13 protein-coding genes are annotated in these 13893 nt (G+C 63.1%); 5 read left to right on the top strand and 8 right to left on the bottom strand.

Annotated elements, in window-relative coordinates; genetic code table 11:
- The first annotated feature begins 3 nt into the window (after nucleotides 1-3).
- The 4 genes from DIE29_RS03905 to DIE29_RS03890 all read left to right on the top strand — a co-directional run bounded on the left by DIE29_RS03905 (nucleotide 4) and on the right by DIE29_RS03890 (nucleotide 3149).
- Nucleotides 4-204, top strand: a complete 201-nt coding sequence (locus DIE29_RS03905) for a zinc-finger domain-containing protein (RefSeq protein WP_102041046.1) — start codon at nucleotides 4-6, stop codon at nucleotides 202-204.
- 68 nt (nucleotides 205-272) lie between these two features.
- Nucleotides 273-704 carry a YybH family protein gene (locus tag DIE29_RS03900; RefSeq protein WP_102041045.1) on the top strand — a complete coding sequence of 144 codons (432 nt, stop codon included), beginning with the start codon at nucleotides 273-275 and terminating at the stop codon, nucleotides 702-704.
- On the top strand, nucleotides 701-1663 hold the full coding sequence (locus tag DIE29_RS03895) for a hydrolase (RefSeq protein WP_102041044.1): 963 nt from the start codon (nucleotides 701-703) through the stop codon (nucleotides 1661-1663). The genes DIE29_RS03900 and DIE29_RS03895 overlap by 4 nt, the downstream gene beginning before the upstream one ends.
- 97 nt (nucleotides 1664-1760) lie before the next feature.
- On the top strand, nucleotides 1761-3149 hold the full coding sequence (locus DIE29_RS03890; protein WP_102041043.1) for a phosphomannomutase/phosphoglucomutase: 1389 nt from the start codon (nucleotides 1761-1763) through the stop codon (nucleotides 3147-3149).
- A 79-nt stretch (nucleotides 3150-3228) separates the two neighbouring features.
- Here the strand turns inward: DIE29_RS03890 and DIE29_RS03885 are convergent, their stop codons facing one another.
- Together DIE29_RS03885 and alaS are read right to left on the bottom strand one after the other, a co-directional pair.
- The gene (locus DIE29_RS03885) at nucleotides 3229-4773 is read right to left on the bottom strand and encodes a sensor domain-containing diguanylate cyclase (protein WP_114649276.1); all 1545 of its coding nucleotides are present in this window, start codon (nucleotides 4771-4773) and stop codon (nucleotides 3229-3231) included.
- 85 nt (nucleotides 4774-4858) lie between these two features.
- On the bottom strand, nucleotides 4859-7480 hold the full coding sequence (gene alaS / locus DIE29_RS03880; protein WP_102041041.1) for an alanine--tRNA ligase: 2622 nt from the start codon (nucleotides 7478-7480) through the stop codon (nucleotides 4859-4861).
- Nucleotides 7481-7640: 160 nt separating this feature from the next.
- Here alaS and DIE29_RS03875 point away from each other — a divergent pair, with 160 nt between their 5' ends.
- Nucleotides 7641-8192 (top strand): cob(I)yrinic acid a,c-diamide adenosyltransferase, encoded by a 552-nt coding sequence (locus DIE29_RS03875; RefSeq protein ID WP_102041040.1) that lies wholly within the window; start codon nucleotides 7641-7643, stop codon nucleotides 8190-8192.
- Between the two features lie 52 nt (nucleotides 8193-8244).
- On the opposite strand, the gene DIE29_RS03870 is transcribed toward DIE29_RS03875, so the two are convergent.
- The 6 genes from DIE29_RS03870 to DIE29_RS03845 form a co-directional block, all read right to left on the bottom strand.
- Nucleotides 8245-8652, bottom strand: a complete 408-nt coding sequence (locus DIE29_RS03870; RefSeq protein ID WP_237269505.1) for a CBS domain-containing protein — start codon at nucleotides 8650-8652, stop codon at nucleotides 8245-8247.
- An 11-nt stretch (nucleotides 8653-8663) separates the two neighbouring features.
- The gene (locus DIE29_RS03865) at nucleotides 8664-9011 is read right to left on the bottom strand and encodes a P-II family nitrogen regulator (RefSeq protein WP_102041039.1); all 348 of its coding nucleotides are present in this window, start codon (nucleotides 9009-9011) and stop codon (nucleotides 8664-8666) included.
- The gene (locus DIE29_RS03860) at nucleotides 9008-10522 is read right to left on the bottom strand and encodes a DUF1538 domain-containing protein (protein WP_114649275.1); all 1515 of its coding nucleotides are present in this window, start codon (nucleotides 10520-10522) and stop codon (nucleotides 9008-9010) included. Before DIE29_RS03860 ends, DIE29_RS03865 begins: the two co-directional genes overlap by 4 nt.
- A 60-nt stretch (nucleotides 10523-10582) precedes the next feature.
- A complete protein-coding gene (gene dinB, locus DIE29_RS03855; protein WP_205409806.1) occupies nucleotides 10583-11665 on the bottom strand; it encodes a DNA polymerase IV in 1083 nt (360 codons plus the stop codon).
- A gap of 147 nt (nucleotides 11666-11812) precedes the next feature.
- Nucleotides 11813-13099 (bottom strand): TRAP transporter large permease, encoded by a 1287-nt coding sequence (locus DIE29_RS03850; RefSeq protein ID WP_102041036.1) that lies wholly within the window; start codon nucleotides 13097-13099, stop codon nucleotides 11813-11815.
- Between the two features lie 15 nt (nucleotides 13100-13114).
- The gene (locus DIE29_RS03845) at nucleotides 13115-13828 is read right to left on the bottom strand and encodes a TRAP transporter small permease (RefSeq protein ID WP_114649273.1); all 714 of its coding nucleotides are present in this window, start codon (nucleotides 13826-13828) and stop codon (nucleotides 13115-13117) included.
- Between the last annotated feature and the right edge of the window lie 65 nt (nucleotides 13829-13893).

The following is a 13893-nucleotide window of genomic DNA, read 5'->3' as shown; positions in this document are numbered from 1 at the left end:
GCAATGGCTGAAAACACCAACAAAAGCGAAGCGGTGCAGGTCACCGCAGCCGACCTGCCGCTGCATTGCCCGCAACCGGGGGCACCGCTGTGGGCGCGCCATCCGCGTGTGTTTCTCGACGTGCTCAAAGAAGGCGAAGCGATCTGCCCCTATTGCAGCACGCATTACGTATTCACCGGCGAGCGTCCCAAAGGCCACCACTGAGCCGAGGCGGATCGACGACGGAGGCGGCAAAGCCTCGGTTTGCATGACCACCAAGGAGCCCGAGCGTTGTGAACAAACCCATCTTCACCTCCGCTGCCGATGTCGAAGCCGCGTTTTATGACGCACTGGCGCGCGCCGACCTGGACGCGATGATGGCGGTGTGGTCGGAAGACGACGAAGTCGTCTGCGTTCATCCGGGCGGCCCGCGTCTGACAGGCCTGTCTGAAGTGCGCGAAGCCTGGCGCCAACTCTTTGCCGCCGGCACCCGGCTGATCGTGCGCACCTCGCATCAAGTGGTCAGTGCCAGCATGATGCTGGCGGTACACAATGTGCTGGAACATGTGGCACTGGCAGGCGACGACCGCCTGCAGACGCCGATGGTCGCCACCAATGTCTATACCCGGGGAGCTGTCGGCTGGCGCATGGTCATGCACCACGCTTCCCCCTTGCCCGACTTGGCCGAACTGGTCGGACAAGATATCCCACACCTAGTGCATTGAGCGCCTTCCAGTCGCCCGCCTGGCTGCCCGGCGGCCATGCGCAAACCATCTGGCCGCTGATGCGCAAAGGCACACTGCCTGCGCTGCGCCGGGAGCGCTGGGAGACCCCGGACGGCGATTTCATCGACCTCGACTGGCTGGCCGACACCGCAGATGCCACACGTCCGCTGGTAGCGCTGTTCCACGGCCTGGAAGGCAGCAGCCGCTCGCACTATGCCCGCGCGCTGCTTAGTGCGCTGGCGGAGCGCGGCTGGCGCGGGGTGGTTCCGCATTTTCGCGGCTGTTCTGGTGAGGCCAACCGCTTAGCGCGCGCCTACCATTCGGGCGACAGCGCTGAAATCGACTGGATTTTGCGCCGCCTCGCCGCGCTGGCCGGCGGTGCGCCGCTGTTTGCCGCTGGCGTGTCGCTGGGCGGCAATGCGTTACTGAAATGGCTGGGCGAACGCGAACAGGACGCCTGCCGACTGCTGGCCGGCGCAGCGGCCATCTGCGCGCCGCTCGATCTGACCATCTCCGGCCACGCGCTGGGCCGGGGTTTCAACCGACTCTATAGCGCGCACTTTCTTTCCACGCTGCGTGCCAAGGCACTCGCCAAGCACGCCCGCTATCCCGGGCTGTTCGATGCCAAGCGGGTGCGCCGGGCGCGCACACTGTATGAATTCGACGACGCCTATACCGGTCCGGTGCATGGCTTCGCCGGTGCCGACGACTATTGGCAACGCGCCTCGAGCAAACCGTGGCTGCGCGCGATTCATGTTCCCACCTTGCTGCTCAACGCTGCCAACGATCCTTTTGTGCCGCAAGCCGCCCTGCCTCAGCCAGCCGAGCTATCCGATGCGGTGCACTTCGAGTGTCCGCCGCACGGCGGTCATGTGGGCTTTCTATCTGGCGCCTTCCCCGGCCATATCGACTGGCTGCCACAACGGCTGCTGCGACACTTCGACCGCCTCGCAGGCTGACAAGCCCGCCGATGCGCGCACGCCCTCTACCGGTTCATTCCGACGGCAGCCTCTGGGATAATGCTCGCGCCCTAACGCTTGACTGACTGGATCACCGATGACTTCGCTCTACGCCCTACCCGCTCCGGAAATCTTCAAAGCCTATGACATCCGCGGCATCGTCGATACCACCCTGACCGACGCGGCGGTGCGCGCCATCGGCCACGCGCTGGGTTCAGAGGCCGCGGCGCGCGGCCAGCGCGAAATCGCCATCGGACGCGACGGCCGCCTGTCCGGCCCGGCATTGGCAAGCGCCTTGGCCAACGGCATCCGCGCAGCCGGCGTCGACGTGGTCGATATCGGCTGCGTGCCCACGCCGCTGACCTACTTTGCCGCCTTCGAATTGGGCACTCAGTCTTGCGTGAGCGTCACCGGCAGCCACAACCCGCCGGACTACAACGGGCTCAAGATGGTGCTCGGCGGCCAAACCTTGTTCGGCGAACAAATCCAGGCGCTGCGCCGGCGGCTGGCCGACAACGATCTGACCCACGGCGCCGGCCAGTTGCGTCAGGCCGACGTTAAGGCGGCCTACTTGAACCGTGTGTGCAACGACATCGCGCTCGCCCGGCCGATGAAGGTGGTCGTCGATTGCGGCAACGGTGTGGCCGGCAGCATCGCCCCGACGCTTTTCCGCCGCCTCGGCTGCGAAGTGATCGAGCTATTCTGCGAAGTGGACGGCCGCTTCCCCAACCACCACCCGGACCCCTCACGCCCGGAAAACCTGCAAGACGTGATCCGTGTGCTGCGTGAGACCGATGCCGAACTGGGGCTGGCCTTCGACGGCGACGGCGACCGCCTGGGCGTGGTCACCAAGGACGGTCAGATCATCTACCCGGACCGCCAGTTGATGCTGTTCGCCGCCGACGTGCTCTCCCGGGTGCCGGGCGGGGAAATCATCTATGACGTCAAATGCACCCGTAATCTGGCCGGCTGGATCCGCCAGCACGGCGGCCGACCGCTGATGTGGAACACCGGCCATGCGCTGGTCAAAGCCAAGCTCAAAGAAACCGGCGCGCCGCTGGCCGGCGAGATGAGCGGCCATGTGTTTTTCAAGGAACGCTGGTATGGCTTTGACGACGGTTTGTACGCCGGTGCCCGCTTATTGGAAATTCTTTCCCGCCATGCCGACCCCAGCGCAGTGCTCAACGCCCTGCCGGACGCGGTGAGCACGCCGGAGCTCAACATCCGTATGAACGAAGGCGAACCCTTCGAGCTGGTGCGCCGCTTGCGGGAACAGGCGCACTTTACGGGCGCGGATGAAGTGATCACCATCGACGGTGTGCGGGTGGAATACCCGGACGGTTTCGGCCTGGCGCGTCCGTCGAACACCACGCCGGTGGTGGTGCTGCGCTTCGAGGCCGATCACGTCGAAGCGCTGGCGCGCATCCAGGCAGACTTTCGGCGCGCCATCGAAGGGGTATGGCCGGGGGTGGCGCTGCCCTACTGAACCGGGGTGCCTGAATTGGCTGGGTTCTCAACCTAACAGGCCGCCCCGTCGGGCCGGCCCAATCGGCGCGCCAGGCCGCTCAGCCGCCCACCCGCTCGTCCTCGCCGGCCCACTCCACCCGGTTGCGTCCGCCATCCTTGGCGCGGTAGAGCGCACGGTCGGCGCGCGCCACCAAGGCGGAAAACGTTTCGCTGCCGTTGTATTGGGCCACGCCAAAGCTCGCGCTCAGCGCGCCCGCAACCGGAAAAGGCGTTACTGCGATCAGGCGGCGCATCTTCTCGGCCACGACCAGCGCTTCGGCCAGCGCGGTGGCGGGGGCAAGCAGCAAAAATTCCTCCCCACCCCAGCGCGCCAGAAGATCGGAGGCCCGCAATTGCCCACCCAGGCGGCTGGCCACCTCACGCAGCACGGCGTCGCCCACCTCATGACCATAGCGGTCGTTGACCGACTTGAACCAATCCACATCGAACAGCACCACGCTCAGCGGATGCCGGTGGCGACGCGCACGCGACAGCTCGGCCTCGGCCGCTTCTTCCAGACGGCGACGGTTGGCCAGACCGGTGAGGCGGTCGGTCGAGGCGGCTAGAGCAAGTTCCGCATTGGCACGGCGCATCTGCTGGTTGGCCGCTTCCAGCTCCTGGCGGGCGCGCTCCAGCGCCTGTTCCATTTGTTTGCGCGCGGTGATGTCGTTGATTGCCGCAATGACCGCTGCGCGGCCGCCAAACTCGCCCAGCATGGCCGACACCAAGGCCCAGATCGGCTGCCCATTGGCCCGCTGCAGGCGCACTTCTAGATCATTGACCGCGCCGTGCTGATTGAGCAGCTGTTGAATCCGGATGCGATCCTCATCATGCACGTAGAAATCGACCACGGTGCGGCTGCATAGCGCCGCCACATCCAGACCGGCAGTGTCGGCTGCTTTCGGGTTGGCAAAAAGCACCCGGCCATCCCGGGCATCCGACACCACGATGGCGGTCGGTGCCAGCGTGAGCAACTGCCGCAGCCGCGCCTCGCTGTCACGCAGCACCTCTTCCGCGCGATGTTGCTCGGTGACATCCGAAATCGTGCGCACGAAGCCGCCTCCTGGCAGCGGAACATGCTTGCCTTCATAGTCGCGCCCACGATGCTCGAAGGTGTGGCGAAAGGGCTCCCGGGTGCGGGCACGCAGCATAGCACGCTGCAGCAAGGTATCCGGGAGCTGGTTCTCACGCGCCCATCGCCGCAATACTTCTTCATAAGGCGGCTGGCTGGAGAGAAATTCCGGATCGAAACCGGTGAAGTCGATGAAGCGCTGATTGAAACTGGTCAGCCGCAGTCGGGCATCGACCATGATCACCGCTTCAGCCATGTTTTCCATGGTCGAACGCATGATGGCCTCGTCCCGCCGACGCTCGGCCAAGGTCTGCGCCAGACGGCGGTTGCTGCGGATCAAGGCGACCACCACCGCGCCGAGCACCAGCAAGCCCAGCACGGCGCCAAACAGCAGAAACGCCGTGGTGGCCGGCAAAGCATTCGCCCCGCCATCCAGGCTGAGAGGGCCATTTGCGTGGGCCGGCGCCACGCTACCCAGCCAAGCAGGCAGCGTGGCGATACCGAGCGGGAGCAAACGGCGACGAGGGCTCATCCGTTCATTAACGGCCCCGATTTGCCAAACTCAAGCCGACATTCGCGCCGCGGCACGGCGGTTTTGAAGGCAGTCGAGGTGCCGATCACAGCCGCTCGCCTACCCAACCGACCACACCGGCCAAGGCACCGGGCAAAGCGGCCGGGTCATTACCGCCGGCCTGCGCCATGTCGGCCCGCCCACCGCCTTTACCGCCGACTTGCTGGGCGACGAAATTCACCAGTTCGCCCGCTTTGACTTTGGCCGTCAGATCCGCCGTCACACCGGCAATCAGGCTGACCTTGCCACCTGCAGTCGAGGCCAGCACGATCGCCGCCGATTTGAGTTTGTCCTTGAGCTTGTCCATGGTCTCACGCAAGGTCGGCACATCGGCCCCGTCCAAGGTGGCGGCCAGCACCCGCACACCCTTGACCTCGACTGCCTGGGCGGCCAAATCTTCGCCCTGGCTGGCGGCCAATTTGCTTTTGAGGCGGGCCAGCTCTTTTTCTAGTGTGCGCACAGTGTCCAGAATGCCGGCCACGCGCTCGGCCACTTCGTCCGGTTGGACCTTGAGCAGCGCGGAAATGCCCTGGATGTGGCGCTCTTGTTCCTGAGCGTAACGCAGTGCATTGCTGCCGGTAATGGCTTCTACCCGGCGCACCCCGGCCGCCACCCCACCCTCGAAGACGATCTTGAACAAGCCGATATCGCCGGTACGCGCCACATGGGTACCACCGCACAACTCTTTGGAACTGCCGATGGACAGCACCCGCACCTCATCGCCGTATTTTTCGCCAAACAGCATCATGGCGCCGGATTTCTGCGCCTCATCCAGTGTCATGACCCGCGCCTCGGTAGCGGAGTTGGCAAGAATCTCGGCATTGACCAGTTCTTCGACTTCGCGGATTTCCTCGGCCGTCAACGGCGCGCCATGCGCAAAGTCGAAACGGGTTTTGTACGGATCGACCAGCGAACCCTTTTGCTGCACATGGGTGCCCAGCACGTCGCGCAGCGCCTTGTGCATCAGATGGGTCACCGAGTGGTTACGCGCGGTCGCCGCCCGGGCGGCCATGTCCACACGGGCAGTGACCACCTGGCCCAGGGCCAGCCGGCCGGTCTTGACCACGCCGTGATGGCCGAACACCGCAGCCTGGATCTTCTGTGTGTCCTCGACCGCGAAAATGCCGGCTGCACCGCGCAGCTCGCCCCGGTCGCCGACCTGGCCGCCGGATTCGGCATAAAACGGCGTCTTGTCCAGCACCACCACGCCAAAATCGCCTTCGAGCAACTCTTCGACCGGCGCGCCATCTTTGTACAGCGCCAGAATGCTGCCCTGCGCTTCCAGACGCTCATAGCCGTAGAAGGCGGTCTCGGGGCCGTCGTACTCCAGATTGGCGGCCATTTTGAATTTGCCGGCTGCACGCGCCTGTTCCTTTTGGCGCGCCATGGCGGCGTCGAAAGCAGCCGCATCCACGGTAACGCCGCGCTCGCGGCAAATATCGGCGGTCAGATCGAGCGGAAAACCGTAGGTGTCATGCAGCTTGAAGGCGGTATCGCCATCGAAGACCTTTTTGCCGGCCTGCAATAGCGCCGCCAGCTCCGCCTCGACGATGGCCATACCATGGTCGATGGTGGCAAAAAAGCGCTCTTCTTCCTGGCGCAGCACCTCCGCGATGCGTCGCTCACCCGCTTTGAGTTCCGGATAGGCTTCGCCCATCTCGGCCACCAGGTCGGGCACCAGCCGGTGAAAGAACGCCGCACGGGCGCCGAGCTTATAGCCGTGGCGGATGGCGCGGCGGATGATGCGGCGAAGGACATAGCCGCGGCCCTCATTGCCCGGAATCACCCCGTCGGCGATCAAAAACGCACAGGCGCGGATGTGGTCGGCCAGCACCTTGAGCGAAGGCGAATCCATGTCGGCGTCAGAGGTTTCACGTGCCGCGGCCTTGATCAGGTTCTGAAAGAGATCGATTTCGTAGTTGCTGTGCACACCCTGCAGCACCGCGGAAATCCGCTCCAGCCCCATGCCGGTGTCCACGCTGGGCCGGGGCAAGGGATGCATCACGCCGGCCTCGTCGCGGTTGAACTGCATGAAGACGTTGTTCCAGATCTCGATGTAACGGTCGCCGTCTTCCTCGGGACTGCCCGGCGGCCCACCCCAAACCTCCGGACCGTGGTCGTAGAAAATCTCGGTGCAGGGGCCGCAGGGGCCGGTGTCGCCCATCATCCAGAAATTGTCCGAGGCATAGCGCGCACCCTTGTTGTCGCCGATGCGGATCACCCGCTCAGTCGGCACGCCGACCTCGCGGGTCCAGATGTCGTAGGCTTCGTCGTCTTCGGCATAGACGGTGACCCACAGCTTGTCCGCTGGCAGTTTGAACACTTCGGTGAGCAATTCCCAGGCGTACACGATGGCGTCGCGCTTGAAGTAGTCGCCGAAGCTGAAATTGCCCAGCATTTCAAAAAAGGTGTGGTGGCGGGCGGTGTAGCCGACGTTTTCCAGGTCGTTGTGCTTGCCGCCGGCGCGCACGCATTTTTGCGCGGTCGTCGCTCGGCTGTAGGGGCGCTTGTCGAAACCCAGGAAGACATCCTTGAACTGGTTCATGCCCGCGTTGGTAAAGAGCAAGGTGGGGTCTTCATGCGGCACCAGCGAGCTCGACGGGACGATCTGATGGCCCTTGGATTCGAAGAATTTGAGAAATTTTTCGCGGATTTCAGCGGATTTCATGGGGTCGATGTATTGCGAGGCAGGATAGCTAGGCTGAGTATGCCTTGAGATTGCAGGCGAATGCACCAGTCTATCACGAGCCTGCACGCCTGCCGGGCCATGCGCGGAATGCACGCGCCCCTATAATTGACGTTCGCGTCAACTCACCGCAGGAATCAGCATGGGACACCGTCTTTCCAAAATCTACACCCGCACCGGGGACGCCGGCACCACCGGTCTGGGCGACGGCAAGCGGGTATCGAAAAACAGCTTGCGCATCCACAGCCTGGGCGAAGTCGATGAACTCAATGCGGTCATCGGTGTGCTGCTCACCGAGACGCTGCCCGAGGAAGTGCGCGCCCTGCTTACCGATGTACAGAATGATCTGTTCGATCTCGGTGGCGAGGTCTGCATTCCCGGCATGAGCATGATCAGCGCCAATCAGGTGGAACGGCTGGAACGCGCGCTCGACCATTTCAACGAGCCGCTGCCGCCGCTCAAGGATTTCATCCTCCCGGGCGGCACCCGCGCTGCCGCGCTGGCGCATCTGGCGCGCACCGTATGCCGCCGCGCCGAACGCACGCTGGTCGGGCTGGCGCTGGAGGAAGCGGTCAATGATGCACCGCGCCAGTATCTCAACCGACTGTCTGACCTGCTATTTGTGCTGGGTCGTGCGCTCAACCGTGCCGGCGGCCGCGGCGACGTGCTGTGGCAAAAGGGCAAAAACGCTTGAGTCGGCAGCGCCGGCGCGCCGCCTGTTTCCAGCGGCGCGCCTCGGACCGCGCTCAACGCATCAGATTTTCGCCGTCAGCCATCTCCAGGATGGCACCGACAATGTCGTCCATGGTGACAATACCGGCCAGCTCATTGGTCGCAGTGACGATCAGACGGCGAATACCGAGATTGACCATCATCCGCGCCGCATGCTTGATCTCCACCTCGCGTGAGATCGAAATGGCCGGTTTGGCGCAGATGTCATAGACGTTGATCAGGTCGATGTCGCCTTCCTCGGCCACGATGGTCTTGAGAATATTGGTGTAGGTGATGATGCCAAAGGCGTCATGTTCGTGGCGCTTGGTCACCACTAACGACTTCACCCCGTGCTGTTTCATCACCTTCATTGCTTCGCGGATGGTGGCAAACGGCGACACGGTCACCACCTCGCGCACCATGATGTCCTTGACCAGCAACATGTATCTGTCTCCTAGATATCGTCCTTGATGCGCTGCTCGAAGCGCTCGATTTGCTGGGTGTCGATGCCGGCAATGTGCTCCAGCGGCAGCGTAAACACCACCCCGCGGGAATCGTTCTTGAGGTCCAGCTCGGCGGTCAGGCGCTTGAGCACGGTCAGCGACAATTTTTTCTCCAGCACGAACAGCAACACCGACTGGCTGCCCTCATAGGTCAGCCCGAAAAAGGTCTTCTTTTCCTGTGCGCCGATGCCACGCGCGTCCAGGATGGTGACACCGGCCGCACCGGCCGCGCGCGCCACGTCCAGCGCTTTTTCTTCCAGATCGTCGGCCAGGATGGCCACGAGAGCGGAAAATTTCATGTGCTAGCTCCTTCGGACCGCAGGGCCCGTTCCACGACGATGGCGTACAACATCACGGTGATGATCGGAAAAATAGACGCGAAAGCGATCAGGCCGAAGCCGTCGACCAGCACGTTACGTCCCGGAATGCTGGTGGCCAGTCCTATGCCCAATGCGGTGACCAAGGGCACGGTGACCTCGGAGGTGGTCACCCCTCCGAGGTCGAAAGCCAGCGGCACGATGTAACGCGGCGCCACCCAGGTCAGCAGAATCACCACCGCGTAACCGGCCATGATGTAGTAGTGGATCGACCCGCCGGCAATGATCCGATGCACCCCGACGGTGATGCCGATTGCCACCCCGATGGCCACCAGCAGGCGAATACGGTTGCCGTCGAGCTTACCCTTACCGGCCTCTTCGGCCTTCTGGCCAATGGCAATCAGCGCCGGCTCGGCCATCGTGGTGGCAAACCCGATTGAAAAGGCAAAGAGATACACCCAGAACACGTTGGGCAGCGCGATCAACTGCTCCGCCATGCTGCGGCCGATCGGAAACAGACCGAGCTTGAGACCGACCACAAAGGCGTAGAGCCCAACGATCACCAACACGAAGCCGCCTGCCACCTTGTGAAGATGGGCGAGCGGCTTACGGATCACCACGTACTGGAAAAACAGCACCACACTGATGATCGGCAGCACATCGCGGAACATGCCCAGCAAGTCGGTGAGCATGTCCAGCAGCAAGCGCCCCACGCCAGCCGCCCCGCTCTGGGCTGCCGGCGCAGCATTTGCCGCGGCGACCACACTTTCGACGGGGGCGCCGTCACCGAAGCGGTAGACCGCCACGCCGTACAACTGGACCGAGATCATCGGCACCATGACTGCCAGCGCCACCAGACCGAAGCCATGGGTCAACGGATTGCGCCCCCGGATCGACATCGCCAGACCGATGCCCAGCGAAGCGACCAACGGCACGGTGACGATGTTGGTGGTCACGCCGCCGGAATCGTAGGCCAAGCCGACGATCTCTTCTGGCGCGAAAAAAGTGACAAAAACCACCAGCAGATAGCCGACGATCATGTATCCGTGCAGCGAATGACCCAGAATGGTGCGCACCACGCCAAGCGCCACCACCACCCCCACCGATAGCGCCACCAGAATACGCAGGGTGAGCCCGTCGATACGCCCGCCGCTGATCGTCTCGGCCTGAGTGGCCACCGCAATCAGCGCCGGCTCGGCCACCACCGCGGCAAACCCCAGCGCAAAGCCGAAGCTCATCAGCAATGGCAAAGAGCCCCGCTTGGCAAACTCATTCGAAAGATTCTTGCCGATTGGGAAAATGCCCAGTTCCAACCCTTGCAAAAACAAGGCCACGCCGAACACCACCACCAGCAGGCCGAACGCCATGGCCAGCAGATCGTCGGGCACCTGGCGCATCACTGCGGCCTGGAAAAAAGCCACCACCGCCACAATGGGCAGCAAATTGCGAAAAGCGTGCTGCAACGTGTTGTAGAACTCGGTGAGCGGATTCACGTGTCGTTGGCCAATAGGCTGCAAGCGAGCGGGCCAGTATCCCCAAGGATGCCAGCGGGGTCAATCGTTGCCGACCGCGCCGACGGCTTCGGGGGCGAATAGCTCGAGCTGGGTGTCGTCGTCGGGCGCATCGGCATAACGCACGCCGATACCAAGCAGGCGTACCGGCAGCGCTTTACGCGCATAGCCCGCCGCCAGCAGCGTCTGCCACAGCGCGGCGGAAGGCTGGACTGTGGCACGCTCCACCGTGGTCTGGGTAAAGTCCGCAAACTTTACCTTGACAAAAGCTTTGCACACCGCGCCGGCATCGGCCGCACGCCGATACCGACGCATGAAATCGGCCAACAGCGCCGGCAACGCGGCCATACAGGCGGCAAGATCCGGCAGATCGTTCGCGAACGTGGTTTCCACCGACAACGACTTGCGTCTGCGCTCGGGCACCACCGGGCGGTTATCCTCCCCGCGGCAGAGGCGATAAAGGCTGGCACCGAAACGGCCGAACTCGGCCACCAGGGCGGCCTCGCTCCAAGCGCGCAACTCGCCGCAGGTGCTGACCCCCAAGGCTTGCAGTCGGGCCGCAGTGACCTTGCCGACGCCAAAGAGTTTGCTCACCGGCAGTGCGGCAACGAAGGCATCCACCTCCTCCGGACGCACCACGAATTGCCCGTTGGGCTTGTTCCAGTCGCTGGCTACCTTGGCAATGAATTTATTGGGGGCAATGCCGGCCGAGGCGGTAATGCCCACCTCCCGATGGATGCGCGCGCGGATTTCCTGCGCCATCAGGGTAGCCGAGCCGCGGCAGCGCGCCACCCCGCTGACATCCAGATACGCTTCATCAAGCGACAGCGGTTCGACCCGCGGTGTGTAGTCGCGGTAGATCGCCAAAATCTGGCGTGAAGCAGCACGGTAACGCTCAAAATCCGGCGGCAGCAATACAAGCTGCGGACATAAGCGCAGCGCATGAGCCGAGGACATGGCCGACCGCACGCCATAAGCACGCGCTTCATAATTACAGGTGGCAATCACCCCGCGCGCGCCCGGCCGCCCACCCACCGCCACCGGGCGCCCGGCCAGCTCCGGCGCATCGCGCACCTCAATTGCCGCGTAAAAGCAGTCGCAATCAACGTGGATGATCTTGCGCACGCTCGCTTTGTCACCTTGGCCTTCGGGCGCCATCTGGACTCAGACAGAAATCGATCCGCTATCGTGCCGCGGCGATCGGCTCAAGACGGCAACAGGCCCGGCACATGGGGCCGGGCCTGCAAGATACGGTGCGTGCCGTACCGGCGCTTACATCATACCCAAAGCCCGCGGCAAGAACAGCGAGATTTCCGGAATGTAGGTGATCATCATCAGAAACACCAGCATAGTGTAGAGCCAAGGCAGCACCGCCTTGCTCATCTCGGTCAGGCCCGCATTGGTAATGCCGCTGGCCACGAACAGGTTGAGCCCCACCGGCGGGGTGATCATGCCGATCTCCATGTTTACCACGATCATCACGCCGAAGTGGATCGGATCGATGCCCAGCGCCACCGCCACCGGGAACAGGATGGGCGCAAGGATCAGGATCACCGAGGACGGCTCCATCAGCGCACCGGCCAGAAGCAGCAAAATGTTGACCACAATCAGAAAACCGACCACGCCCAGGCCGCTGGCCACGATCGCATCGGCCATACGCTGCGGAATCTGCTCGCTGGTCAGGATGAAGGAAAACAACACCGCGCTGGCGATGATGAACAAGAGCATCGCGCTCATGTTCGCCGAATCCAGCAGCACCCGCGGAATCTGCTTGAAGGTGAGATCCTTATAGACGAACACCGCGATGAAAAAAGCATAGACCGCGCTCATCGCCGCAGCCTCGGTCGGGGTAAACAAACCGGAGTAGATGCCGCCCATCACCACCACGATCAGCATCAAGCCCCAGAACGCTTTACGGAAGGCCGCAAAACGCTCGCCCCAGGTGGCTGCCGGCAGCGTCGGGAAGTTGCGTTTGCGGGCCACATACCAGGTACACAGCCCCAGCATGAAGGCCAGCAACAAGCCTGGGATGACGCCGGCCATGAACAGCGCGCCCACCGAGGAGTTGGTGGTCACCGCGTACATCACCATGACGATGGACGGCGGAATCAAGATACCCAGGCCGCCTGCCGAAGCCACCACGCCGGAAGCGAAACGCAGCGAAAAGCCTTGCTTGAGCATGGCCGGAATCAGGATCGAGCCGATCGCCACCACAGTGGCCGGGCTGGAACCCGACACCGCCGCGAACAGCGCGCAGGCCAGCACCGAGCTCATGCCCAGCCCGCCGCGTAGGTGGCCGACCATGGCGGTGGCAAAGTTGATCATGCGCCGCGCCACGCCGCCGTGGGTGAGGAAGTTGCCGGCAAGGATGAAGAACGGGATGGCCATGATCTCGAACTTCTCGATGCCGGTGAACATCTTCAGCGCCACCGATTCCAGCGGCACATCGGTGAAAATGAACATGAAGCTCAGCACGGTGAGGCCGAGCGCCACCCCGACCGGCATGCCGATCGCCATCAGGACGACGAGCAGGCCGAAAATTGCAATCGTGTTGGTCATCTTGGCGTGCTCCCGTCAGTGCTTGTCGCTGGTGCGTTTGGGATGGGTCTTGGCCCATTCCTCGTCGCTCATGCCGGCATGCGCATGTTCGATGTCTTCGGCGGCGACGATCGCCTCGCCGATCGACAGGGTTTCGGTTTCCGCGTCCATGCCCTCTACATGGCCGTGGTTGTGGGTCGGCAATTCACCGGTGCGGGCAAAACTCACCATGACTTGAATGAAGCGATAGCACATCAGGAAGGAGCCCAGCGGCACGGCCGAATACACGATCCAGGTGGGCCACTCCAGGTCGGGGGTGATCGGTCCTTCGAAATAAGCGCCCGGATCACGGCCGATCAGCGTGAAAAACTCGTAGGCCATGCCGTTTTCCCACACGAAGAGCGCACCGAAGACGCCGATCAGCCCGGTAAACATCACTCCGCAGAGCAGTCCGATATGGATCAATACCGCACGCGGTTTGTCCTTGAGCTTGTTGATCAGGATGTCCACGCCCACATGGATGCCGGTGCGCACCCCGTAGGCAGCACCGAACTTGGCCATCCACACGAAAAGAATGATGCACAACTCCTGCGCCCAGCCCAGGTTGATGCCGAGCAGCCAGTCCTGCAGCCCCGGAATGGCGAAACCGGAAGCGTAACGATGTACCACCGAAACGAAGATGATGATGGTAGCAACCGCCATCAGAGTACCGATGATGAACTCTTCCAGACGGTCAATTAGCTTGTTCATCAGAGTCTCCCCCTGAAAAAAACGCCCATCGGCGCAGACCGATGGGCGTTTTGTCGGGTCACGGC

It is taken from the genome of Pseudothauera hydrothermalis, from assembly GCF_003345255.1.
Classification (GTDB): Bacteria; Pseudomonadota; Gammaproteobacteria; order Burkholderiales; family Rhodocyclaceae; genus Pseudothauera; species Pseudothauera hydrothermalis.
The sequence above is the reverse complement of the archived record's forward strand: the minus strand, read 5'-3'. Positions and strand labels throughout refer to the sequence as shown.